Origin of the sequence: Roseinatronobacter sp. NSM (assembly GCF_052379845.1) — a bacterium.
Taxonomy (GTDB): Bacteria; Pseudomonadota; Alphaproteobacteria; order Rhodobacterales; family Rhodobacteraceae; genus Roseinatronobacter.
In genome coordinates this window covers 19,693-44,306 of the sequence record NZ_JBQTCF010000034.1, presented here as the reverse complement: position 1 = coordinate 44,306, position 24,614 = coordinate 19,693, and the positions used below count along the sequence as shown (strand labels likewise).

Below are 24,614 nucleotides of genomic sequence, written 5' to 3'. Positions count from 1 at the left end.
AATATCGTCAAGGGGTCCGGTCATGGGCGTGGTGTCCTTGTGTTATGGTCGGACTTGAGACACTAGGCGCGCGGCCTTGCGCTGCCACCGGCGGAAATTTGCACCTTGCGGGCATAAAATGCCAGTTTGGGGGACAAATGCGACAGATTACAGGATGTGCCCCGTTTGCCCCCGTTTCAGTCCGTAGTTCAGCCCCCCGAAAGGTCGATTTCCAGATCTAGGAAGGGGGCGTATTGCTGCGCGCCAAAAATATCCCCATCCCCCGCGCTGCCCGATGGGCGCAGGCGCAAAATGGTGAATTTGATTGCCAGACCGGGGTCATATTCGACAAAATCCGTCAGGCGCGCGGGGTCGATATTGAGCACCTGACACACGGTTTCGCGGGTCAGGGAACCGGAGCGGCGCACAAGGTCATATGCCTCGCGTTCGCGGAAGATGATATCAAAGGTAATCTTGTCCGTTCCGGCGTTCTTGCTGCGGATTGTCTTGGCAAGGGTGGCAAGCTTTGTGGGGGTGTTCATGCCGCAGCTCCTGTTGTGACGATTTCGCTATGGGTCGGGAAAAGTTCCAGCGGGTCACGCACGGCCATAGTGTGGTTCAGCGTCCAGCGATAGGCGGGACTGGCGCGCATGACTTCGTCCAGAACAAAGGACACGCCCCCGGCTGTGCCCTTCACATCGGGCAGGCGGGCATAGAACAATTGCCGCGTGCCTGTCATGGCCACTTCTTCGGCCATCTCCAGCGTGGGCGCAACACCCTGAACCACCACGCACAGTTCATGGCCGGGCTTGTCGCGCATGGGGTCCATGTCGCCCATCACACCATTGCGCCCGAAGACATTGTAATGCAGTTCCCAGCCTTCATCCCCGAAACGGTCGCGGGTTTGCTGGCGCGCCCATTCGATGACGGCATCGACATTGGCAATTGTATAGGGATCACGAATTCCGGCCATCCCGACGAAGCGTTCGCCGACCTTGCCCGACCCTTCCAGCTTGACGCGAATTTCAGTCGCCGGCACGAATTTCATACCTGTCACGCGGGTTGTTTTATCGGCAATCTGGTCATAATGGCAGTCTGTCATGTCCAGCATGCCGCCAGCCACAAATTCATGGAACGGGTTGGAGCGTTCATACATGGCGTGCCCGGCCACTGAAGCGATGGTGCAGCGTTGTTCGGGCGACATGGCAGTGACATCCACCCAGTCGCGCGTAATCTCACCCAGCACGGTTTCCTTCGCCCCGTAGGGTTCCGCGCAAAAGCTGGCGCATTCCAGCACCTTGCCAAGATAGTAGGCCTGCGCTTCGGGAAACCCCCGGTGCAGCGCGGGGGCTGCGAAAATGGCGCTGTCGGAGGACCGGCCGCCGATGATGACATCACAGCCGTCTTCAAGCAGTTTCAAAAACGGATGCACGCCCGCCATGGCAACAATGCGGTCTGTCGCGTCAAGTTCATCTTCGGTCAGGTCGGCGCGGGCATCAAGCCCTTGCACGGCGGAACCCGCCCGGATGCTGGCGCGCACGCGTTCGGGGTCCACCTCGGAATAGAACCACCCCAGCCGGAAGGGGGCAAGCCCGTGTTTGGCCGCCAGATCGCGGATGATCTGCACATACATGTCAACGCGGCTATTGGTGCCGGTATCGCCTGCGGACCCGATGATCATGGGCACATTCTTTTCGCGGGCGGCCAGAAGCATCAGTTCCAGATCATGCTCCTGCCATGCCCGCGGGCTGGCGCAGGTGTCATTTCCCAAAGGGCCGGGGCCGATGTCATCGCTGCCGGAATCCGCGGCAATGATGTCAGGCGCGGCGGCAACACCCAACTGGAAGCTGCCGTTCTTGAGGGGGGCGAACCCCAGATGCCCGTTGGGGCTGATGACCTTCATGGATGACATATCTGCCTCTCTTAAATTCGTTTCAGTTATATATATGCAGCTTTCGTGCCATAATTTCATTTCATGTAGTGCATTGTAATGAAGTGATTTTGTAAAATTATTTGGCAGGATGTGCGATTGGCGGGCGCGCAAACCCCGCATGTGCGCGAATCGCGCGCCTGCTGGGCCAATCGGGTGGGGCGGGCACTGCCGCACCAGCCGCGTGCGTTTGTTGGCGCACAAGCGCCGCGCCTTGGTTTACGATAGTGGGGTGCAATCGACCCGGAAACCCGGGAACCCGTTTTCCGCCAAAGGCGCTACAGGCCCAGCTTCTGCATCTGGTGGCGCAGCGCGTGCCGGCTAAGGTGCAGCAGGCTTGCGGCGTCTTGCTGGTTGCCGCCGCTTTGTTGCAGCGCGCGCATGACCAGGCCGCGCTGAAATTCTGCGGTGGCGTCATGGAAACCGCCACTGGCGGTGACGGCCCCTTCTGCTGCGGGCGGTATCACGCGCGCGCCCGAACGAACCGTGCGCAAAATGCGGTCGGGCAGGTGGCGGGGCAGGATGATGTTTTCATCTTCAAGGATGAAAATCCGCTCCAGCAGGTTTTCAAGTTCGCGCACATTGCCCGGCCAGGGGTATTTGCGCAAGATATCGGCGGTTTCAGGGTCCAGCCCGCGAATGTCGCGCCCAAAGGCCATGTTGAAGCGTTCAATGAAGTGTTGGGCAAGCACAAGCACATCATCTCCCCGTTCGCGCAGGGCGGGAATGTTCAGGGACACAACCTGCAGCCGGTAATACAGATCTTCGCGGAAATTCCCGGCCATCACCTCGGACAGCAAAACCTTGTTGGTGGCCGCAATGAAGCGCAGGTCAACATGGGTGGATTTGACAGCCCCCACGCGCCGGAACTGGTGGGTGTCCAGAAGGCTAAGCAGTTTGGCCTGCAAATGGGGGTCCATCTCGCGGATTTCATCCAGAAAGACACTGCCGTGATTTGCCGCTTCCACCAGCCCGATCTTGCGTTCGCTGGCCCCTGTGAAGGCCCCTTTTTCATGGCCGAAAAATTCGGATTCCATCAACCCTGAGGGGATGGCCGCGCAATTGATGTCCAGAAATGGCTTGTCGGCGCGGCGTGATCCCTGATGGACCATGCGCGCCAGAAGGCCCTTGCCGGTGCCCGTTTCACCATAAATCAGAACTGTGCGCGCTGCCGAACGGGCCACGCGCCGGGCAAGCTGGCGCAGGGTTTTTATTTTGGGGTCGTTTCCAATAAGTTCGCTGCCGTAATCGGCCATCCGTTCCCCGCCATGCTGTTGCGCCGTCATTCCGGTAGGCAAACCCAATGCCAGTTGCCTGCACATGGGTTTGCATTATGGAAATATACGCGGCGCGACGCGATTGCAAAGATGATAGATGACAGGGTGCTGGTATCATCGGTCGCGTTGGGGTGCTGGCAGACGGGCGCGCCCTGTGGGTCATGGGGGTGAAGGGCCAGCAGGTGTGCCGCTTGCGCCAGCGTGGGCGGGGCGGCAGACAGGTGGTGTGTCAGCGCCCCAAGGCGCTGTGCGGAATTGCTGTCGATGGTGGCGCCCCCGTGCAACAGCGTATCTTGCGCAAGCTGCGCTGATAGGAAGTGGTTGGTGCGCCAGCTGCGCGCCCCTGTGGTGGTGGCCAGTGTAGATGCGCCCAGTTCCACCGCAGCCGTGGCCCCGCTGGCATCAGCCAGAATAAGGGACCCCCCGCCCGCATGCGGTCTTGCGCGCAGCCAGTCCAGCGCTTCGGCCACGCTGGCGCAGGTGGCCAGTAGCCGCGTCATGGCCATATAGCGCAACCAGCCAACCCCATGATGGCGCGCGCCAATCTGGGTGTCGGCAATAGCCAGCCCGGCTGCGTTCATCCCGCTGGAATAGGCCCCCGGACTGCCCAGACTGCCAAGGCACAGCATGCCGCCCGTCGCAATATCCGGCCCGTCATGCCAGAACAGGCGCTGCACGCCCAGATGCACCCCGCCGAAATCACGGTTCTTGGCAAGGAACGGCCCGTCTGGTCCGTCGCCCGCTGCAAAAGCACTGCACCCGTCCCCCGACAGAATGGCGCCATTGGTCAGGTCGCGCAATGTGCCAAGATGCAGGTGCAGGAACAGCGTTTCTTCCGGCAGCCCGAACCCTTCGGCTATGCCCGCAAGTTCCGCCATGCCATCGGGGTCATGGGTCCTGTGGAAGCGGTGCTGCGTGGCCACATAGGTCAGCATGGCGTCCGTTACGCGCCCTTCGTTGCGCAGGACCTGCACGCGCGCGGCGGTGGCCTGCGCAACCTTGTCGCGCAAGGCGCTGTCTGCGCCCATGGCTTGCACCAAGCCGCGGGTATGGGCGGTGCCCGACAGGGTTTGCACTGTCATCGGGCGGGCATTGGCCAGCGTCATTGCGCAGCCCCTTCCAGAAGCGACAGGTTTTCTGACAGGCGGTGACAGGCTGCGCTGTGGCCGGGGGCCACAGTTTCGGTCACTGGTTTGCGCTGGCGGCATATGTCGGTGGCCAGCGGGCAGCGGGTGTGAAACTTGCAGCCTGATGGCGGGTCAAGGGGCGATGGCAGATCGCCGGTCAGGCGCACGCGCTGGCCCTTGCGCGTGCCATCCACTTCTGGAACAGCGGACATCAGGCTTTGGGTATAGGGATGGCGCGGCGCGGCCAGCACCGACTCGACAGGGCCCATTTCCACAATTTCGCCCAGATACATGACTGCAACCCGGTCACTAAGATAGCCAATGACCGAAATATCATGCGAGATGAACAGATAGGTCAGGTGAAATTCGCGCTTCAATTCCAGCAACAGCTGGATGATCTGGGCCTGAATGGACACATCAAGGGCGGAAACAGGTTCGTCACACACCACGAATTCGGGGTTGGAGATCAGCGCGCGCGCAATCCCTATGCGTTGGCGCTGCCCGCCAGAAAACTGGTGCGGGTAGCGGTCGATCTGGCCTGCCTTTAGCCCCACTTTTTCCAGCATGGCGGCCACTTTTTCGCGCATATCCTCGCGGCCCTTGGCCAAGCCGTGCAATTGCAGCGGCAGGCCCACAATATCGGCCACTGTCCGGCGCGGGTTCAGCGATGCGTAGGGGTCCTGAAAGATGATCTGCATGCGCCGCCGCATGGCCTTCAGGTCGGGCGGGGACAGGGATGTGACATCTGTTCCGCCGAAGTCCACGCGCCCCGCGCTGGGTTCGTGCAACCGCAAAATGGCCCGCCCAAGGGTTGATTTGCCGCAGCCGGATTCACCGATCAACCCCAGAATTTCGCCGCGCGCCACCTGAAGCGACACATCCGACACGGCGCGCACCTGAACAGGTTTGCGTCCAAGCATCCGTGCAATGGCGCCGGGGCTGCCCTGATAAGTTTTGGTCAGGTTGGTGACCTTCAGCAAGGGATCACTGGTCATGCCTTGGCCCTTTCGGTCTGGAAAAGTGCAGTACGGATGCAGCGCGCGCGGCGGTCTGGCCCGGCGGGGTGCATGTCGATAAGATGGCGGCAATCGTTGGCTGCATGGGGGCAACGGTCCAGAAACCGGCATTGCGGCGGCAGGTCGATCAGGTCGGGCACTTGTCCCTGAATGGGGCGGATAGGCTGGCCCCGCAACGCGGCGCGCGGAATCGATGCCAGCAACCCGCGCGTATAGGGGTGGCTGGGGGCGCGAATAACACTGTCTGTTGGCCCTTCTTCCACCACCTGACCGGCATACATGACCATCACGCGGTCGCAATGCTCGACTACCACGCCCAGATCATGGGTAATCAGCACCACACTCATGCCCAGTTCGGCGCGCAGGTTCGAAATCAGTTCAAGCACCTGCGCCTGAATGGTCACATCAAGGGCGGTAGTCGGTTCATCCGCGATCAGCAGGCGCGGCTTGGAGGCCAGCGCGATGGCAATCATGATCCGCTGGCGCATGCCGCCTGAAAATTCATGCGGATACTGGCCCAGACGGTCGCCTGCAGACGGAATGCCCACCAGATCCAGCATTTGCACCGACCGTTTGCGAATGGCCTGCCTGCGTGCCGCCCCGCGGCGCGGCAGGTCATCTGCATGGGCATCCAGCATTTCGGCAAGCTGCAGACCGATGGTCAGGGCTGGGTTCAGCGCGGTCAGCGCGTCCTGCATCGTCATGGCAATGTCACGCCCGCGCAAGGCCTGCATCTGGCGTGGCGGCAATTTGCGCAGATCGGTCCCTTCAAAGATGATTTCGCCTGCCTCGATCCGTCCGGGCGACCGCACAAGGCCCATGACCGACGCGAAGGTGACGGATTTGCCGGAACCGGATTCGCCCACAATGCCAAGGCATTCGCCCCGCTGCACGGTGACATCCACGCCATCCACCGCGCAAACCTGTCCGGCGCGGGTGTCAAAGACGGTGCGCAGCCCGCGCACTTCCAGAAGGATCTGATCGCTCATTCTGTAAACCTCGGGTCAAATGCGTCGCGCAGCCCCTGGCTGGCCACGTTGATGGCAAGAACCAGCAGCAAAATGGCCAGCCCCGGAAAGGTTGAAACCCACCAGCTTTCAAGGATGAAGGCGCGCCCGTCCGCCACCATCGCACCCCAGCTTGCAGTTGGCGGTTGCACCCCCAGACCAAGAAATGACAGGGACGCTTCCAGAATGATGACATGGGCCATGCGGATGGTGGCAACCACAATCACCGGCGACAGGATATTGGGCAAAATCTCGCGTAGCATGATATGGCGGCCCGATGCGCCAAGGGCGCGCGCGGCCTCGACATATTCCAGCTCGCGGGTGACCAGCGTTTCCCCGCGCACCACGCGGCAGGGAATGACCCATTCCTTATAGGCCAGCGCAAGGATAATATTGCCCAGGCCCGGTCCCATCATGGCCATCAGGCCAATCGCAAAGATCAGGTAGGGAAAGCCCAGCAAAATATCGACCAGCCGTGAAATCACCACATCGACCCAGCCGCGCAGATACCCAGCCGCCAGCCCCGCCAGAATACCTATGCTTGTGGCCACCAGAATGACCGCCGCGCCGATGAAAATTGAAATGCGCGCGCCATAAATGATGCGTGACAGGATGCACCGGCCCAGTGAATCCGCACCCAGCGGATAGGCCCAGTCCCCCCCTTCCATCCAGACAGGCGGCTGCAACCGAAAGAAAAGATTGGTCGCATAAGGGTCATTGGGCGCAATCCATGGCGCTAAAACTGCCATCAGGATGAACAGAACCACCACAATTGCGGACCCGAAGGCAAGGCGGTTTTCCATAAAGGCGGCGATGTTGCGCCGGAACAGGGATTCGGCTGCAACGGGGGGGCTTTGCTCAATCACGCTCACAGCTTCACCCGTGGGTTAAGAATGGTATACAGAATATCGGCGAAGAAGTTCAGCATCACATAGATGACCGCATAAAGAAGCACTGCCGCCTGAACCAAGGGGTAGTTGCGCACGAAAATGCTTTCGACCACCAGCCGTCCCAGACCGGGCCAGCCGAACACGGTTTCAATGATCATATTCCCCCCCAGCAAACTGCCGGTTTCAATGGCCGCCACCGAAACTGTCGGAATAAGCGCGTTTTTCAGCGCGTGCCGCCACAGGATACGCTGCCGGCTTAGGCCCTTGGCCTGTGCGAAGGTGATATAGTCGGCGCGCAGCACTTCCAGCATGGCGGTGCGGGTGACGCGCATCAAAATGGCGGTCATGGGCAGGCCAAGCGTGATTGCAGGCAAAGCAATATGCGCCAATGCATTGCGAAACGCGTCCAGACGCCCGTTCAGCAAGGTGTCGATCAGCAGAAAATGCGTATAGGGCGTGATCCCCTGACTGATGCCATAGTTGATGCGCCCCGCCACCGGCAGGATATTGAGATGCACTGCAAACAGCATCAACAGCAAAATACCGAACCAGAACCCCGGCAAGGACACACCCAGAAGGCCGCCCACTGTGGCAATACGGTCAAAGATGGAATTCTTGCGCACCGCCGCCAGAACCCCCAGCGGAATGGCAGTCACCAGCGCAATAATCATCGCTACAAGCGTCAGTTCAATCGTTGCGGGCAGGCGTTCGACAATAACATCGGCCACAGGGCGGCGATGATAGAAGCTTTGGCCGAAATCAAACTGGACCGCATTGCCAAGGAAAACGAAGAAGCGTTCTACCATGGGCCGGTCAAGGCCGATATCGCGCCGCATCTGGGCTTCTTGTTCGGGGGTGACGATCTGATCACCGATCATGATCTGGATCGGGTCGCCCGGTGTCAGCGCCATCATCACAAAGACAATCACGCTTACCCCCAGAAGCACGGGCACAAGTTGCGCCAGTCGTTCAAGAAGCTTGGTCAAGGTCATGCCGTCCTCCGGGTTACAAGGACATGACAGTCCTTGGGCAGATGCACAGCGCCGCGTTTGGCAGCTGGTATGCGGTTTCGCGGAATGTTGCGCAGCGCAGCCGGGCTGCCCTGCGCAACAGGCGTTTATCAGTTCAGGCAAGCCCGGTGCAGGTTGATGCGGCTGTCCGGGCTGGGCGACCAGTTGCTGATGCGCGTTGACACCCCATACAGGTCCTGGGGAACCCACAGATAGATATAGGGCACGTCCGCATTCACCAGCGCTTCGGCCTGCTGATACAGTGCGGCGCGTCTGTCGCGGTCCAGTTCCACCCCTGCTTCATCAAGCAGCGCATCCAGTTCGGGGTTGGCATAGCCTGCCGAGTTTCCGCGGTCATCAGTGCGGTGGGTCGGCACAAAAATGTCGAAGGGGTCAAGCGTGGAATTCCCCCACGAACTCAGATACATGTCACCTTCTTTCGCGCCGCCTTGCGTGCGCCATTTCTGCGTCAGCAAGGTGCCTTCGCCAACTTGCACGCGCGTGGTGATCCCGGCATTGGTCAACAGCGATGCAATCGCTTCTGCCGTGTCGCGCAGCGCCCCTTCGGTGTCCAGCGTGATTGAAATGCCGTCAGGATAGCCTGCTTGCGCCAGCAATTCGCGGGACCGGTCGGGATCATAGGCATAGCTGGGCAAGTCGTGGTTCTTGCCAAAGGCATCCGGGCTTAGAATGCCGTCAATCGTGGTGGCCGTGCCGCCCAGAATGCGGTCAATGATCAGGTCGCGGTCAATCGCATGCGCCACGGCCTGACGGACCAGCACATCGTCAAATATCTCGCCTTGATTGTTCATCGCCAGAAAGAAGCTGCGCGTGCCGTTCACAGCCATGACCTGCGCATTGGGGCTGTTATTGACCTGATTCATGGAATGGGGCGGCAGTTCGTTGATGATATGCACATCCCCTGACAACAGCGCGGCAACGCGCGACGCCGATTCCGGGATCACCTGAAAAATTACACGCTCCACGCAGGCGGGGCCAGCTTCGGGAATGCCTGTTGCACCGCCGTAATAGTCGTCAAACCGTTCCAGAACGACAGAATCCCCGCGCCGCCAGTCGGCCAGTCGGAACGGGCCGGACCCCATGGGTTGGGTGGCCATGCCATCGGACCCGACAGCGTCCACATGGGCGCGTGAAACGATCTGCTGGTGGGGCAGCATCGCAGGCAACAGCGGCCACGGTTCACTTAGGGAAATGCGGATGGTGGTGTCATCCAGTATCTCGACTGATTCAACAGGGCCCATAAGGCTGGCGCGCGGGCTGGACTGGCCATTGCCCATGCCGCCTTCCTGAACAATCCGGTCCAGTGTGAATTTCACATCCTCGATTGTCAGGCTTGACCCGTCATGGAACGTGATCCCCGAACGGATGGTGAAATCATACACAGTGGGGGAAACCTGCGTGTAGCTTTCGGCAATTTCGGGATGAATTTGCATGTCCGAAGACCGCGTCAGGATACCGTCATAGATGTTGCGAATGATGGTTTCGGTTTCGCGGTTTCGGTGGTTGGCAGGGTCCAGCGTATCAGCGTCGCGGGTAAAGCCAACGATCAACTCCTGTGCATGAACTGCTGGCACAGCGCAAAGCGCAATGGCCGAAGCGACAAGAGTTCGGTGGAAAATTCTCATGGTCCGAGTCTCCCTGTTTCATCCGACGGCCGGAATGGCCGAAGGTTAGCATTGGCAGGCGAAGAATATACCTGCACCAGTTTAATGCAGTAATCATGCCAAAATATCACAGGTAAAAAGCTTCAAGAAAATCTTTATTTATTATGTTGTTATTCGGATTGTACGAAATTTTCCATGCCGTGGGATTGCGCAATGCGCGTGGTTTTCACGCATTCTGGACAAGTTGCACACAGCACCTCAACGGTTCGTGCCGCGCGTCAATTTGTAGCGGCTGCGGCGCTGGCGCGATGACCCCGCCCCGATAATGTCGCGGTATTTGGCAATGGTGCGTCTGGCCACCTGAATGCCCTCAGCGGCCAGAATATCGGCCAGGGCCGCGTCATTGAGGGGGGCTGCGGGGTCTTCGGACGCGATGATTTCGCGCAACCGGTGGCGCACGGCGCTTGCGGCAATGCCGTCTGCGTCAGTGGTGGCCTTCAGGGCAGGGCCGAACAGGCTGCGCAGGGGCAATGTGCCTTGGGGGGTCTGGACCAGCATTGCGGTGGCCACGCGGCCGATGGTCGTTTCGTGCAATCCCGCCTGCTCGGCCACCTGAACGCGCGTCAGGGGGCGCAACCCCGACACCCCGGCGCGCAGAAACTCCGATTGCAGCGTCACAACGGCGCCAACAACGCGCAGCACTGTCGCATTGCGCCGCGACACCGCGCGCAAAATCCAGCGCGCTTCGGCAAGGGCAGCATCATAGGCGTCATCCTTTGCTGTGCCTGAAGGCGGTGTGCGCAGCTTGATTTCGGGGGTGGTGGCGTCATTCAACTCCACGCGCCAGCCATTCGGGCCGGCGTCATGGATAATGGCATCCGGCGGGCGGATCGGGGTGTCGACGGGCGCAAAGACCAGCCCCGGCTTGGGGTTAAAACTGCGGATCTGCCCGATCAGGCCCATGATCTGGCCTGCATCCGTGTTGCAAAGCTCCGCCAGCGTGTCGATTTTGCCGCGCGCTATCAAATCCAGATGCTGCAAAACAGTGGCCATGGCGTCAGTTAGCAGGCCGCGTTCACTGGCCTGCAGGCGCAGGCATTCTGCAAGATCGCGGGCGAATATGCCTGCGGGTTCAATTTGTTGCAGGCGCATCAAAATACGCTCGGCGTGGTCGGTGGCACAGCCCGCACGCCGCGCCAGTGTCGCAAGCGGTTCGCCCAGCCAGCCCGTGGGTTCCAGTGCCTCTGCAAAAAGTGACGCGATGCGCAGGTCTTCGGGGGTGCGAAACGCGATTGCGATTTCGGTTGCGACATGGTCGCGCAGGCTGGCGTCAGGGGCCGCAAGGCGCAATTCGGTCAGCGCAGTGCCCCCCGCACCCGCCACCGGTGCCGCCGCGCGTGGGGGGGGCGTGTTGTCCGGCTGTGGGGGCAGGCTGCGCAATCCCAGGGCGGGGTTGGCTTCTGCCAGCGCCTTAAGCCGCTGCGCCAGCGCCAGATTGTCCAGTTTCAGAAAATCAATCGCCTGACGCAACGCCCCGGTCATGGCAAGCCGGCGCGTGGGCCGCATGTCAAGCTGGTGGTGCGTGGCGTTTTGCATGATGCAAACGTGGTCCTGCGCGCATCACAGTGTCAAGCGGTTTTGCACAAGACGCGCCGCAATGGCCCTGCGTGGCGCGGGCAGGGCCGCATATACTGGTGGCCCCGGTCAGATACGATCATCTGCCCAAGGCCGGGGCGCGCGCGCGCAAGTTGGGTCGCGCGCGCGGGTTATGTCAAACGGCGCGCGCCATCGCCGCCGCGGTGTCCAGCATGCGGTTTGAGAAGCCCCATTCATTGTCATACCAGCTCAGCACGCGCACCATGCGCCCTTCCAGAACCTTGGTCTGGTCCAGATGGAAGATGCTGGAGCGCGGATCATGGTTGAAATCCATGCTGACATTGGGCTGGTCGGTGACGCCCAGAATACCCTTCAGCGGGCCATCGGTCGCAGCGGCGATCATTGCGGCATTGATTTCCTCGGCGGTGACATCGCGCATCGCTTCAAATGTCAGGTCGACAACCGACACATTGGGCGTGGGCACGCGAATGGCAACGCCGTCCAGCTTGCCGTTCAGGTCGGGCAGCACCAGACCCACAGCGCGCGCGGCCCCGGTTGATGTGGGGATCATGCTCATGGCGGCGGCGCGGGCGCGATACATGTCCTTATGCATGGTGTCCAGCGTGGGCTGGTCGCCCGTGTAGCTGTGAATGGTGGTCATGAAGCCGCGCGAAATGCCCACAGTGTCATGCAGCACCTTGGCCACCGGGCTAAGGCAATTGGTTGTGCAAGACCCGTTGGACACAATGCGGTCCGCAGCGGTCAACTGGTCATGGTTCACGCCAAACACAATCGTTTTATCCGCGCCACCGGACGGGGCCGAGACCAGAACCTTGCCCGCGCGGCCAAGATGCACCTTCGCCTTCTCGGCATCGGTGAAAATGCCGGTGCATTCCAGCACAATGTCGATATCGTCCCAAGGCAGGTTCGCAGGGTCGCGTTCGGCGGTCACCTTGATGGGGCCGCGCCCCACATTGATGCAGTCACCGTCAACGGTCACTTCAGTCGGGAACCGCCCATGCACGGAATCAAAGCGCAGCAAATGCGCGCTGTTTTCAACCGGGCCAAGGTCGTTGATGGCGACGATTTCCAGATCATCGCGGTTCTGTTCGACCAGGGCGCGCAGCACCAGTCGCCCGATACGGCCAAAGCCGTTAATGGCAAGACGTGTGGTCATCAGGCTATTCCCCATGTTTGAAGCGTGGATGCAAAGTCTGTGATTGCGCTAACATGATCGGGGCAGGAAAATCAAGCGGCAAGCGGGAAAACATCTTGCGGCGCAGCAAGGGGGCAGTGGCCCTTGGGGCGGTTCTCAACGCTGTTTTGACCGACTATGACTGGCCGCGTTTGTAACGTTCCAAGGCGTTCCGCACCCTGGCGCGCGGGAAATCAGGGCTTCCGGCGCGACCTTGGCGAGCGGGCGCAGGTTGGTTGATTTATGAATATCCGTTAAATTGTTTGATGATTTCCACCATCCGCTCTGCACTGCGCCCCTCGCCATATTCCGAAATGGGCCGACGTGGTTTGTAATCATCCACGGTCCACAACCTGTTCCAGCCGCAGGCAACCGTTTCAACCCATTCGGTTTCATCGCGCAGGGTAATGCAGTCGACACCGTGGAAATAGGCCTCTTTCTGCATGCCGCCGGAATCTGTCAGGATCAGGTCACAGGCCGCCAGCAATTCCTGGGTTTCCAGATAGGGCAGGGGGTCGATGACGGTAAGCCCGCTCAGGTCGATCTGCGCGGCACTCATGCGCGCGCGGGTGCCGGGGTGCAGCGGCAGGATAATGACATGGCTGCCCGCGAAACTGCGCACATACTCCACCACCTGTTGCAGGCGCGCAGGGTCGGCAGTGTTCTCGGCGCGGTGTATGGTGCACATGGCCAGGCCCTTGCCCGGCTGGCCCCAAGTGTCGCGCGCGCGTTCGGGGCGCACAAGTCCCTGAACCGCGCGGGTCACGTCATACATGATATCGCCGACATGGTGCACGCCAGTATGAATATTCTCATTCGCCAGGTTGCGCACACTTTCACTTGTGGAGCAGAATAACAGATCGCTGACATGGTCGGTCATGATCCTGTTGATTTCCTCGGGCATGCGCTTGTTGAAGGACCGCAGGCCCGCCTCGACATGGATCACGGGCACATGCAGCTTCGCCGCTGCCAAAGCCCCGGCCAGTGTGGAATTGGTGTCACCATAGACCAGCACGGCGTCGGGGCGTTCCGACACGATCAGGCCCTCAATCGCGGCCAGCATTTCGCCGGTCATGGCGCCGTGGCTTTTGCCGTTGATCCCCAGCGCATGTTCGGGCGCGCGGATTCCCAACTGGTCAAAGAAGACCTGAGACATGGAAAAATCATAATGCTGTCCGGTATGGACCAGAATTTCATCAACCTGATCCGAGGAATCGATCACCTTGCGCAGGGCGGCACATTTGACGAATTGCGGGCGCGCACCAACGATGGTCAGAATTCTGAAAGTCATGAAACTATCCCGGTATTGTGGATGTCAGGGTGTGCTGATCCGCAAGTGCTTGCTGCAGCGCAGCAATAACCCGGTCCTGTTCTTCGGCACCCAGATAGGGATGCATCGGCAGGCTGAAGACCTGCGCGGCGGCGGATTCAGATGCGGGCAGACCGGCCGGGTCGCGGGGGAAATCCGCATAGGCGGTCTGCATATGCAGCGGGCGGGGGTAGTAGATGACGCTGGGCACCCCGGCGCGTTTCAGCGCGCCCATCAGCGCGGCACGGTCCTGGCCGGGGCGGGTGCGCAGCGTGTATTGCGCCCAACTGGAGCGCAGCGCCGCGGGCACCACCGGCGTGTCAATCAGCCCCGACAGCGCCGCCGTGTAGCGCGCGGCCACGGCCTGCCGGCGTTCCAGTTCATCGTCAAAGATCGCCAGCTTTTCCAGCAGGATCGCGGCCTGAATTGTGTCCAGACGCGAATTTCGCCCAATGCGGACATTGTCGTATTTGTCCGCCCCCTTTCCATGAACCCTGAGCGAGCGCAGGATCCCGGCGGTTTCGTCATCATCGGTGAAGATCGCGCCGCCATCACCATAGCAGCCCAGTGGCTTGGCCGGGAAAAACGAGGTGGTGGCGATATCGCCAATCGTGCCACTGGCCCGGCCCTTGTAGATGGACCCGAAACCCTGTGCACTGTCTGCGACCAGCGCCATCCCGTGTGCGGCGCAGAGTGCTTCGATCGCATCGTAATCGGCAGGCAGGCCGAACAGATCCACCGCAGTGACTGCCGCAGGGCGCAACCCCATGCTTCGCGCATGGGCCACAGCGCGGGTCAGGCTGTCCGGGCACAGGTTGTAGGTGACCGGGTCGATGTCGCACATCACCGGAACGGCCCCGGTGGTCGGAACCACCTCGGCGGTGGCGGCAAAGGTGAAGGACGGGCAGAAGACGGCATCCCCAGGGCCGAGGCCCAGCACCACCATCGCCAATTCCAGCGCGTCGGTTCCGTTGGCGCAGCCGATCACATGACGCGCACCGCAAAAGGCCCCCAGCGCTTCCTCGAACTCGGCCACCTCGGGGCCGGAAATATACCCGCCATGCGCCAGCACCGCCTGAATGCGCGCGTCAATCCGGTCCTTGATGCGGGCTTGCTGGGCTGCAAGGTCGATGAATTGCATCAGGGCGCCTTTCGTGATTTAAGCCATGCCACAAGAGTATCGGCACCGGCCTGTTCCAGATAGAAAAAGATATCGCGCCCCAGTGCATCGGTCCGGTCAATCCCGGCGCCGTGCGAAAGCAACAGTTCCAGAAGTCCGGTGTCGGGGGGGGACTGTCCCACCAGCGCGGTCTTGGCATACATCAGCGGGGTAGTGCCGTTGCGTCCGCCCCCAAGGTTGGGATCGGCCCCGCGTTCCAGCAAAAGCCGGGCAATGGCTTTTCGTTGATGGTGGCAGGCCACGATCAGTGGGGTCCAGCCCTCGGGGGTGCGATGGGCGACCAACTCGGCATGGTGATCAAGCACAGCCTGAACCATGTCCGGATCGTTGCCTTCGATGGCAGCGATCAGCCGCCGGGCCTGCTGGTCGAGATAGCGCCGGGCCACCCATTCCGGCAGCCGCAAAAGGCTTGCACGCTTCGCTTCTGGGCACATCGGTTCGTTTTTCGACGGACGGTCGATGGGTATGGTATGAAGCTTGTCTTGCGCCAGCAATTTCAGGAAACGCCGCAGCCCAAGGATCTGGGTCTGGTAATTGTTTTCAAGGATAATCTCGGGCGTGTCGCCGGGGCCGATCGGTGTTTCCTCAAAAAACAGTTGGTGACCGGCATCGATCCGGTGATCAATGAAATGCGCGGTGAAACCAAGCACGACATTGCGCATGATGGAATAATAAAAGGAATCGAGTCCCGCTGTCTCAGGAAGCTTGCCGGGGTGCAGGTTAAGCACGCCATCTGGGAAGGCCGCTATCACGTCGCGTTTGAGAATGCGCGCCCCCGAGATAACGGCCATGCGTGCCCCCGAGTGCTGTGCGACCTTGGTGATTGTCCTGAGATCGTCATGCGCACATTCTATATATGTCAGGTCCAGTGCCCGACAAAGCGCTTCTGTCTTCAGCGGTGGCGCGCGGCGAAGCCCGCTGCGGAAATAGACTGTTGTATCCGTATGGGCGAGTTTCACCTTGGGGGCACCGATCACGGTCAGGTTGTGATATCCCGCAGCGACCATCTCGAACAGAAAATCCTGCGTCTTGCGATGCGCGAACGCATACGCAAAGACCACCAAGGGTCGGCTTGCCGCCTGTCCACTCATCGCGCGGCCAATCCGGCCAGCGCGGGATGCGCTGCGCCTTGGGTCGGTTGCACGGGCGCGTGGCGGATATGCTCGACCATCTCGATGGCGGGGCGGACATCTGACAGGCCGAACCCCTTGCCTTGCAGGACATGCCTGTAGCTGAGGGTATGCAGATCGGTGAATCCGCCGGAAAACTCGATCTCCTCGCCATCGACAGTGATGGAACGATAGGTTGTCTGCCCTGCGGGCGTCTGCGCTGGCAGATTGGCGCGATTGATCGACAGCATCCAGCGCACCCGCGCGCGGTCGAATTCCAGATAGCCCGCCGCCGTGTCGGCGCTGCGATGATGGATCATATTTTTCGTATTCGCCCCAAACAGGAAATGCAGCATGTCATAGAAATGCACGCCAATATTGGTCGCAATCCCGCCTGACTTGTGTTCAAACCCCTTCCAGCTGGCATGATACCACGCCCCGCGAGAGGTGATGTAGCTTAGATCCACATCGAACACCTTGCCTGCAGGGGCGGCGTGGATCTTTTCGCGTAACGCAATGATGGCCGGGTGCAGGCGCAGTTGCAGGATTGAATAGACCCGCTTGCCGGTCTCGGCCTCGATCGTGGCAAGCGCATCCAGATCTGCGGCGTGCAGAACCAGCGGCTTTTCGCAGATCGCATCGGTGCCCGCGCGCAAGGCGAAGGCCGAATGCGCCTTGTGCAGGTAATTCGGGCTGCAGATCGCAACATAATCCACCCCCGCGCCCGCTTGGCGCAGGCCGTGAATATGGCTTTCGAATTGCTCGAATTCGGTATGAAAAGCGGCATCGGGGAAATGGCTGTCCATGATCCCGACGCTGTCATTGATATCATAGGCCGAAACCAGCGTGCCCCCCGTCTCTCGGATGGCTTTCAGATGGCGCGGCGCAATATAACCGGCAGCACCGATCAGGGCATAGCGGGTGGGGGTGGTCATGAACAGGTCTCCTCATCTAGCGTGGTCTGCGCGTCCATGGTCATGCTGCAACCTTGTCCATCAGGGAAAGCAAACGTTTTTCGTGCAATGTATAATTGTCAGCGTCAATAAAGCGTTTGCAAGCCGCGCGTTTCTGTTCAAGTTCCGCGTCTGTGATTGCCCGAATGGCCGCGACGATTTCGGCAACTGTCGGATCGGATGCGATGGTCCAGCCGATATCCCATTTCTGGATTGTGCGCGTCAGGTAGTTCAGCCGCGATGCCAGAATTGGCAACCCCGCATTGGGATACTCCCAAATCTTGTTGGGTGAACAGTTCCAGTGATTAAGGCCGATATTTTCATATGGGATGATGCCGATCGTTCCGCCCGAAGTCCATTCCACAAGTTCAGAATGCGGTGCCATTGGCACAAAGCGTGCCTTTTCGAACTTTCGGGAAAAACGCACGCTGTCAATAATGCGGCGGACCTTGCGTTCGGCGGAAAGCTGATATTCAGCGTCGCGTAGTTCGGCAACTGTTCTTCCGATGGTTTCCTTGATTGTGTCTTCTTCGGTCATTGTCTCCAACGCTTTGGAAAGGGCGAATTCTTCAAGCGGAACTTCGCGCATGATGGGCGTCCCATTCTCGCCAGCCGCTACCTGCGCCAGTGTCGTAAGCCGTTCTAAATCGTCGTTATCGGCCAATGCCTCAAGCGTCAGCCCTTTGCGCAGTCTGGACAGGGCTTCCGCCTGAAATGCGGCTGCCCCATCCCTAAGCTGGTCTTCCAGCGGGCCACGGCCCATGAAGACCACATACCAGTCCTCAGGCAGGCTGAACGCCGCTTCAAGCAGGATAGGCAAACCACGGTGGGGTGAAAACCCGCCCTGATACAGGATGATCTTTGCCCCTTGTGGCAGCTTGGCGGCCTCATGCAGCCGCCCGTCATAGGTGACAGACTTCGGATATACGGAATTTGGCATTATGACGGGACTGGGCAGCGCGGGATAGGTGCGGACGTAATAATCTGCAATCGCCTCGTTGACAGTCACAAAACCATCGACATGGGGCAAGCATTCTTTGTGGATTGCCTGATGGGCTGCCGACATGCGCGAAGAAGCATTTGCCAGATCGTCATATATTTCATGTGCGTCGTAGATTACCCTGCACCCCAGTTCCTTTTTCAGCGCAATGGCTGCCGGAAGCGGTCCGATTTCGTGGCAATGGATGACATCAGGGCGAAACGCACGGCCCGCTTCGACAAAGCCGTTAATGCGTGATTTGGCGACAAAATGGTGTGAAATCCGTTCATGGAATCCACCTTGTGCCGTGTTTGTCGGGGCCAGCAACGATTCCAGCAATGTGTATTGCTGGACATTCTCGTTTTCGCCGTAATTGCGGGCGTAGCGCACCTTTTGCCGAACAACCGAAATCGCCGGGTTGTTAATGACCTGCTTATATAGCAGCCCGATCGCGTTGCCAAAGCGGTTGAACGGCTGCCGCAACACAAGGTAGATCAAGTAAAGAATAACCACCACAACAACGTGATAGGCCATAGGATGCGTGGCTGCGATGTCTTCGATGCTGTAGCCCGTCGCAAATAGCGGGGCCTGCGATGAACTGATCAGCCCGTGAAACCAGTTGCCCAGAAGTCTGATCAAATCACTGACTGCGTTAAACAGCGCGCCAGCCAGCGGGGCCAGAACGCCGTTGTAGATATACCACCCCAGCACAACCGCAACCAGCGTGACAGCTGCAAGCAACGGTAGCAAGATAGCCGCATAAACCATAGCAATGTGCGAAAAGGCGCGATACTGCCAATCAATCCTTCGTATCCGCACGCCTTTGGGCGAGAACGCTTCGGACCCGGGCAGGTTTGGCAGGCGCAGGCCAACCAACAGCACATCATGGCCTGCCGCTTTCAGGCTTTCTGCCTCGCGCACAACCCTGTTGTCAGTCGAGGCACCGTTTGGCACAAACGCAAGGATCCTTTTGGGTTCGCTCATCTTGGTATCCGTCTTTTTGGCTGCTGGGAAAACCCGCTATCAGGCTCTGTAAAGATTGGGGGCGGATTGCCCGCGATACCTGCCACGTGTGTCCAGCAGCAACTGGGCATGTTTCAGGATCATAGCGTAGTCGAAATCATTGTGGTCGGTCAGCAGCACCACTGCATCGAACCCCGCCAGAATTTCGGGTGTCAAATCAACCGAAGACAGGTCGAAATCATGTTCCCGCATGTCCGGGAACTTCGGGACATGCGGATCGCTATAGGCCACTTCGGCCCCCCATGCCTGCAGCCGCTCCATGACAAAGACCGACGGACTTTCGCGCATGTCATCGACATCACGTTTATAGGCAATCCCCAGCGCCAGCACGCGCGCATTTTTCAGGGCCTTGCCTTGTGCGTTCATGGCCGCAATCAGTCGGTTGACCACATAATCGGGCATGCCTGCATTAATCTCGCCGGCCAGTTCGATAAAACGGGTGTGAAGCCCATATTCGCGCGCCTTCCAGGTCAGGTAAAACGGGTCGATCGGGATGCAATGTCCGCCGATCCCGGGACCCGGATAATAGGGGGTAAAGCCGAAGGGCTTGGTTGCGGCAGCGTCGACAATCTCGAAGATATCAACCCCCATCCGGTCGGTCAGCACCTTCATTTCATTCATCAAACCAATATTTACCGAGCGGTGGATATTTTCCAGCAATTTGACCAGTTCTGCCGCGCGGGCCGAACTGACCGGAACAATGCGGTCAATGAACACCTCATACAGGGCCTGACCGGCGGCAAGGCACTGGGGCGTGACCCCGCCCAGAACCTTGGGGATTGAATGGGTCGTGAATTGCGTATTGCCGGGATCTTCGCGTTCGGGGGAATAGACCAGAAATGCATCTTCACCAATGCGCAACCCGGCGCGGTCGAAATAGGGGGCCAGAATCTCATCCGTTGTGCCCGGCCATGTGGTGCTTTCCAGCGATACCAGTTGCCCCTTGCGCAGCCAGGGGGCAATCGCATCCATCGTCGCCACCACAAAGCTGAGATCAGGTTCGCGCTGGCGGTTCAGCGGGGTTGGCACACAGATGATAAGCGCGTCACATTCAGCCGCACGGCGCATGTCCGTTGTGGCCTCGAAGCCCTGATGGCGCATGCGGGCAATGTCTTCGGACAGGATGTGGCGGATCGGGCTTTGGTCCGCGTTCAGTTGTTCTACGCGCTGTTCACTGACATCAAAGCCGATAACGCGCAGCCCTTTGTCCGAAATGGCCAGCGACAATGGAATACCCACATAGCCCAGCCCCAGAATTCCCACGGTCACGGACCGTTCCTTCAACTTTTTATGTATGGTTTTCAAAAGCCTGCCCATTCTTCTTTTTCAACACATCAAAATGCCACAAATACGGACGGTGTGCTGTTTCATCACCGCGATAATATATCCTATAATGGCCCCCGTGTTTCGTAAACTCTTTCGCTTGTCAAGGCGCCGGGGCTTGGGCCGCGTGACGGGGGACAAAAGGCCATGATCCCTTTGCCGGGCCAGCCCGCGTGCCTTTGCGGGGCGTATACTGGCGCGGTGGGCCGCATGACGAAGCAGCGCCGCATTCACCCGCCGCACACGTCCTGATAAAGGCGGGTCAGGGTGTCTTCTTGCATTTGCCAGCAATACATCTGACCTGCGGCCTTTGCGCGATGGGCCAGAACCGCGCGGCGCTTCGGTGTGTTGGTCAGCATTTGCAACGCATCACGCAAGGCTGTCTGATCCCCCGGTGGCACCAGAATGGCAGGGTTTCCTGCCGGGGCCGCATTCAGCACCCGGCGCGCTTCGGGGAGGTCGGTCATGATGACAGGCAGACCAGCATGCAAATATTCAAACAGCTTGTTGGGGCTGGCATATGCATGATTGAGGCAACTTGCCTCTAGGGGGTGAACCCCGAAATCGGCTGTCATTGTTAGCGCAAGCAACTGATCAAGCGGTTCTGGCGGCATCAGATGTATCCGCGCGCTTGTGCCCAGTGCGGTAATCTGGGCCGCCAGCGCATCGCGCAATCGCCCGTCGCCCATAAGCACCAGATCAAGACCCGGAACCCCGGCTGCGGCAGCAACCAGATGATGCAGCCCGCGATGGGGTTGCAATCCCCCCTGATACAGGCCCACAACCCGTTCCGCCCCGATCCCAAGACGTGCCCGCAAATCCTGTGCGGAGGGTTTGCGGGTGGTGTCCAGCATTGGCCAGTTGCCCAGAACATCGGGGCGTTGCACGCCATAAAACCGCGCCAGCGCACGGGCAATCCCCGGCGAGGGGACAATTACCCGCGCCGCGTGGCGCAGGGCATACCCCTCGAGGCGGCGGAATGCGGGCCGCAGCCAGTTGTTCTGATCGATCCTGTCCATGTTGAATTCATGCGCATCATAGATCAGCGGCACCCCCGCACGGCGCGCGGCCTGCAAGGCCGGGATCAGGGTGTTCAGGTCATGTGCATGAACCACACGGGGCCTGATTGCCACCATGGCGCGGACCATCTGCTGTTGCATGACAAGCTGGCGCGTCATGTGCAGTATTTGTCCTGCTCGGCTGCGGCGTGTCGGTGCGGCCACGAAACCCGCCGCGCCCAGCGTGTCGCGCCCGGTCGCGCGCGGGAAGCGTTCGACCACCAGACCGGGACCGCGATGTTCTGTCGTCGGGCCTGACGGTGTGGCGCGGCGGCAAAAGACATGGACCACATACCCGGCCCTGTTAAGCGTTGCGATTTCCTTCTGGACCCGCGCATCTGAATCGAAGGTATTCCAGACAATCATGGCAATTCTTGGTGCTGCCGGATCGGCCATGTCTTTGGGAATTGTCACGATGCATCTCTTTGGCCGACACTACAGGGTCCCTCCCTACAGTGTCATCCACACAGGGGCAAGCGAGGGCCGCCAGCCATCGCGCATGTCGCCAGACAGCAAGGCCCGCGTTCAAACGCCCCGCGGCAACGCTGTTCCCGGTCTTCGCGCGTATTGCGCAAAACTGGGACATGGGTTTGGGCGCCAAAATACGCGACCCCACAGGGTCAGGCTGGGGCGTGCGAATGCTGATGAACGCTAAAGCCCGTGGAAAAAGCGGGTATAGATTGTGCGGGCCTAGTGCTGGCACAGGGTGCAGCCCTGCGCGCGTGTGGGGCGTTCGGGCGCATAGCCTGCATTCATCAGCCCGAACATGCCCCCTTGCACATCAATGACGGGCACATCCATCTCTTGGGCCAGAATGCGCGCCGCGCGGCTGGTGCGGCTTCCGGTCCGGCAGATCAGCGCAACAGGCTGGCCGGGCTGCAAATGCGGGCGCAGCGCCGCAAGAAATGTATCCGGCGTGTCAAAGGGCAACAGAAGCGCGTTCGGCAGAACCCCGGTTTCCACCCATTCATGGGGCTGGCGAATATCAACCAGCAGCACTGGCGCGTCCTGCAATTGCTGCGCGGACGGTTGCGCCGTGAACACCTGACCGGCGCTGGCGGGTGTGATCAGGCATGACAGGGCAATCAGGAACGGGGCAAAACAGCGCATTCACAACATCCTTTATGATTTTTTGAATATGTATCAACGTGGCGCGTGGCGCGAAAGGGGGCAGAGCGTCGCATGAAAAAGCCCGCCTTTCGGGGGCGGGCCTTTGGGACTGTCTTGCGCTGACATGTTCAGTGGATCAACCGGCCCATGGCGGCAGCCACATCGGCCATGCGGCACGAAAACCCCCATTCATTGTCATACCATGCCAGCACCCGCACCATGCGCCCGCCCACAACCTTGGTCTGGTCGGGTGCAAAGATGGATGAATGCGGCGTGTGGTTGAAATCGATGGACACTTTGGGTTCGGGGTCATAGGCCAGCACGGCCCCCATTGGCCCGTTGGCGGCGTCGCGCATGATGGCGTTGACTTCTTCCACAGTGACATCGCGCCCCGCATAGAAGGTCAGGTCAACCGCGCTGACATTGGGGGTGGGCACGCGCAGCGATGTTCCGTCAAGCTTGCCCGCAAGTTCCGGCAGCACCTCGCCCAGGGCCTTGGCCGCGCCGGTAGAGGTGGGGATCATGGCCATGGCTGCCGCCCGCGCCCGATACAGATCCTTGTGGCGGCGGTCCAGTGTGGGCTGGTCGCCCGTGTAGCTGTGCACCGTTGTCATGACACCGGAGTCAATGCCGATCGTGTCATTCAACACCTTTGCAAGCGGGGCAAGGCAATTGGTGGTGCATGACCCGTTGGACACCACCAACTGGTCCGCGCGCAAACTGCGATGGTTCACACCATACACGATGGTTGCATCCGCGTTTTTGGCAGGGGCCGACACCAGCACACGCGACGCCCCGCGCCCCAGATGCACTGCCGCCTTGTCGCGGTCGTTGAATTTGCCGGTGCATTCCAACACCACATCCACCCCGTCCCAGTCCAGTTCCTCGGGGTTGTAGGTGGACATCACCTTGATTGGCCCGCGCCCCAGATCAATGGTGTCGCCGTCAACCCGGATGGTTCCGGGGAAGCGCCCATGAACGGAATCGTATTTCAGCAAATGCGCGTTGGTTTCAATTGGTCCGGTGGCGTTTATCCTGACCACTTCCACGTCATTGCGGGCGCTTTCGGCAATATGCGCCAGCGTGCAGCGCCCGATGCGCCCGGATCCGTTGATGCCAATTGTGATTGTCATGTCCCACTCTCCGCGCTGTGCTGCTTAGGGGTGGGTATAGACAGCACATCAAGGCGAAAAAAGGGTCAAAACCTGTTTCGTGCGAACACGTTAGCGCAATCTTGGACTGATAGGGCTAACGTTGCCGCGCAATTAGGCGCTGTGACAAGTGGCCCGCCCCTTGCGCCGCGCCCCCTGCCGTTGCAAGAAGTAGGGCGGGTGCCGCCCGTGCCATGATACCGCCCATGCAGGAGCAGAACGCTTTGGCCCTTCTTGACAATATCCTAAGCCTGATCGACATGCGGTCGTTTTCCTCGGTCTGGTTCTGGATTGTGGTTGCGCTGTTCTGGTCTGCGGTCACGCATAATGTGCTTGGCGTGTCCTATGACATGATCGTTCAGGCGCGGCGCAATGGCGGGCAGACACTGGCAGATGTGCAGATACTGGTTGAAATCCATGTCCGGCGCATGTTGGCGATGGTGCGCCATATCGGCCACTGGATCATGGGGTTTGTGACTGCGGTCATGTCGCTGATCTTCGTTCTGGCGTTTGTGTATGGGCTGGAATTTGCGCAGGCGTTGTTTCTGTTGCTGCTGCCGCTGACGATAACCCGCCTGATGGTGTTGCGGCTGGCCTTCCGGATTGAACGCGAAAGGCTGGATGCAGACAGGCTGCTGCGTGTGTTGTTGCGTCACAGGCTTTGGGTGCAGTTGCTGGGGGTTGTGATCATTTTCCTGACCGCAATCTGGGGTATGTTGCGGGTTATGACGGCCTCGGTGCTGTCCATATAGGGGCAAGATGCGGAT

General features: G+C 59.9%; 21 protein-coding genes. 1 reads left to right on the top strand and 20 read right to left on the bottom strand.

Translation table 11 applies throughout. The features are described 5' to 3' along the window. Positions 1 to 188: 188 nt before the first annotated feature. The 20 genes from ACTZWY_RS16410 to gap (ACTZWY_RS16315) all read right to left on the bottom strand — a co-directional run bounded on the left by ACTZWY_RS16410 (position 189) and on the right by gap (ACTZWY_RS16315) (position 23,829). The gene (locus ACTZWY_RS16410; RefSeq protein WP_444783167.1) at positions 189 to 521 is read right to left on the bottom strand and encodes a DUF4387 domain-containing protein; all 333 of its coding nucleotides are present in this window, start codon (positions 519 to 521) and stop codon (positions 189 to 191) included. Continuing rightward, positions 518 to 1,891, bottom strand: coding sequence for an acyclic terpene utilization AtuA family protein (locus ACTZWY_RS16405; protein WP_444791785.1), 1,374 nt, complete (start codon positions 1,889 to 1,891; stop codon positions 518 to 520). Before ACTZWY_RS16405 ends, ACTZWY_RS16410 begins: the two co-directional genes overlap by 4 nt. A gap of 296 nt (positions 1,892 to 2,187) precedes the next feature. Next, complete coding sequence (locus ACTZWY_RS16400) at positions 2,188 to 3,195, bottom strand: sigma-54 interaction domain-containing protein (RefSeq protein WP_444791784.1); 1,008 nt, start codon at positions 3,193 to 3,195, stop codon at positions 2,188 to 2,190. Further along, the gene (locus ACTZWY_RS16395) at positions 3,192 to 4,292 is read right to left on the bottom strand and encodes a C45 family autoproteolytic acyltransferase/hydolase (protein ID WP_444783164.1); all 1,101 of its coding nucleotides are present in this window, start codon (positions 4,290 to 4,292) and stop codon (positions 3,192 to 3,194) included. Before ACTZWY_RS16395 ends, ACTZWY_RS16400 begins: the two co-directional genes overlap by 4 nt. Then, the gene (locus tag ACTZWY_RS16390; protein WP_444783163.1) at positions 4,289 to 5,308 is read right to left on the bottom strand and encodes an ABC transporter ATP-binding protein; all 1,020 of its coding nucleotides are present in this window, start codon (positions 5,306 to 5,308) and stop codon (positions 4,289 to 4,291) included. The genes ACTZWY_RS16395 and ACTZWY_RS16390 overlap by 4 nt, the downstream gene beginning before the upstream one ends. Continuing rightward, positions 5,305 to 6,318, bottom strand: a complete 1,014-nt coding sequence (locus ACTZWY_RS16385; RefSeq protein ID WP_444791783.1) for an ABC transporter ATP-binding protein — start codon at positions 6,316 to 6,318, stop codon at positions 5,305 to 5,307. The genes ACTZWY_RS16390 and ACTZWY_RS16385 overlap by 4 nt, the downstream gene beginning before the upstream one ends. Continuing rightward, positions 6,315 to 7,208 carry an ABC transporter permease gene (locus tag ACTZWY_RS16380; protein ID WP_444791782.1) on the bottom strand — a complete coding sequence of 298 codons (894 nt, stop codon included), beginning with the start codon at positions 7,206 to 7,208 and terminating at the stop codon, positions 6,315 to 6,317. Before ACTZWY_RS16380 ends, ACTZWY_RS16385 begins: the two co-directional genes overlap by 4 nt. Next, on the bottom strand, positions 7,205 to 8,218 hold the full coding sequence (locus tag ACTZWY_RS16375) for an ABC transporter permease (protein ID WP_444791781.1): 1,014 nt from the start codon (positions 8,216 to 8,218) through the stop codon (positions 7,205 to 7,207). The genes ACTZWY_RS16380 and ACTZWY_RS16375 overlap by 4 nt, the downstream gene beginning before the upstream one ends. 128 nt (positions 8,219 to 8,346) lie before the next feature. Then, positions 8,347 to 9,882, bottom strand: coding sequence for an ABC transporter substrate-binding protein (locus ACTZWY_RS16370; protein WP_444791780.1), 1,536 nt, complete (start codon positions 9,880 to 9,882; stop codon positions 8,347 to 8,349). A gap of 237 nt (positions 9,883 to 10,119) precedes the next feature. Continuing rightward, positions 10,120 to 11,457 (bottom strand): RNA polymerase factor sigma-54, encoded by a 1,338-nt coding sequence (gene rpoN / locus ACTZWY_RS16365; RefSeq protein ID WP_444791779.1) that lies wholly within the window; start codon positions 11,455 to 11,457, stop codon positions 10,120 to 10,122. Between the two features lie 175 nt (positions 11,458 to 11,632). Further along, positions 11,633 to 12,634, bottom strand: coding sequence for a type I glyceraldehyde-3-phosphate dehydrogenase (gene gap, locus ACTZWY_RS16360; RefSeq protein WP_444791778.1), 1,002 nt, complete (start codon positions 12,632 to 12,634; stop codon positions 11,633 to 11,635). Positions 12,635 to 12,893: 259 nt separating this feature from the next. Continuing rightward, entirely contained in the window at positions 12,894 to 13,943 is a 1,050-nt protein-coding gene (wecB, locus tag ACTZWY_RS16355) for a non-hydrolyzing UDP-N-acetylglucosamine 2-epimerase (RefSeq protein ID WP_444791777.1), read from the bottom strand. Between the two features lie 4 nt (positions 13,944 to 13,947). Further along, the gene (locus tag ACTZWY_RS16350) at positions 13,948 to 15,102 is read right to left on the bottom strand and encodes a DegT/DnrJ/EryC1/StrS family aminotransferase (RefSeq protein WP_444791776.1); all 1,155 of its coding nucleotides are present in this window, start codon (positions 15,100 to 15,102) and stop codon (positions 13,948 to 13,950) included. Beyond that, a complete protein-coding gene (locus tag ACTZWY_RS16345) occupies positions 15,102 to 16,232 on the bottom strand; it encodes an ankyrin repeat domain-containing protein (protein ID WP_444791775.1) in 1,131 nt (376 codons plus the stop codon). Before ACTZWY_RS16345 ends, ACTZWY_RS16350 begins: the two co-directional genes overlap by 1 nt. Then, a complete protein-coding gene (locus ACTZWY_RS16340; RefSeq protein WP_444791774.1) occupies positions 16,229 to 17,185 on the bottom strand; it encodes a Gfo/Idh/MocA family protein in 957 nt (318 codons plus the stop codon). The genes ACTZWY_RS16345 and ACTZWY_RS16340 overlap by 4 nt, the downstream gene beginning before the upstream one ends. Before the next feature lie 40 nt (positions 17,186 to 17,225). Beyond that, positions 17,226 to 19,166 carry a glycosyltransferase gene (locus ACTZWY_RS16335; RefSeq protein WP_444791773.1) on the bottom strand — a complete coding sequence of 647 codons (1,941 nt, stop codon included), beginning with the start codon at positions 19,164 to 19,166 and terminating at the stop codon, positions 17,226 to 17,228. A gap of 39 nt (positions 19,167 to 19,205) precedes the next feature. Beyond that, positions 19,206 to 20,474: a nucleotide sugar dehydrogenase gene (locus ACTZWY_RS16330; protein WP_444791772.1), complete on the bottom strand. Its 1,269-nt coding sequence runs from the start codon at positions 20,472 to 20,474 to the stop codon at positions 19,206 to 19,208. 284 nt (positions 20,475 to 20,758) lie between these two features. Further along, positions 20,759 to 22,000: a glycosyltransferase gene (locus ACTZWY_RS16325; protein ID WP_444791771.1), complete on the bottom strand. Its 1,242-nt coding sequence runs from the start codon at positions 21,998 to 22,000 to the stop codon at positions 20,759 to 20,761. 276 nt (positions 22,001 to 22,276) lie between these two features. Beyond that, the gene (locus tag ACTZWY_RS16320) at positions 22,277 to 22,696 is read right to left on the bottom strand and encodes a rhodanese-like domain-containing protein (RefSeq protein ID WP_444791770.1); all 420 of its coding nucleotides are present in this window, start codon (positions 22,694 to 22,696) and stop codon (positions 22,277 to 22,279) included. A 128-nt stretch (positions 22,697 to 22,824) separates the two neighbouring features. Next, positions 22,825 to 23,829 carry a type I glyceraldehyde-3-phosphate dehydrogenase gene (gene gap, locus ACTZWY_RS16315; RefSeq protein ID WP_444791769.1) on the bottom strand — a complete coding sequence of 335 codons (1,005 nt, stop codon included), beginning with the start codon at positions 23,827 to 23,829 and terminating at the stop codon, positions 22,825 to 22,827. A gap of 224 nt (positions 23,830 to 24,053) precedes the next feature. Between gap (ACTZWY_RS16315) and ACTZWY_RS16310 the strand changes: the two genes are divergently transcribed. After that, positions 24,054 to 24,599: a component of SufBCD complex gene (locus ACTZWY_RS16310; RefSeq protein WP_444791768.1), complete on the top strand. Its 546-nt coding sequence runs from the start codon at positions 24,054 to 24,056 to the stop codon at positions 24,597 to 24,599. The last annotated feature ends 15 nt before the right edge of the window (positions 24,600 to 24,614 follow it).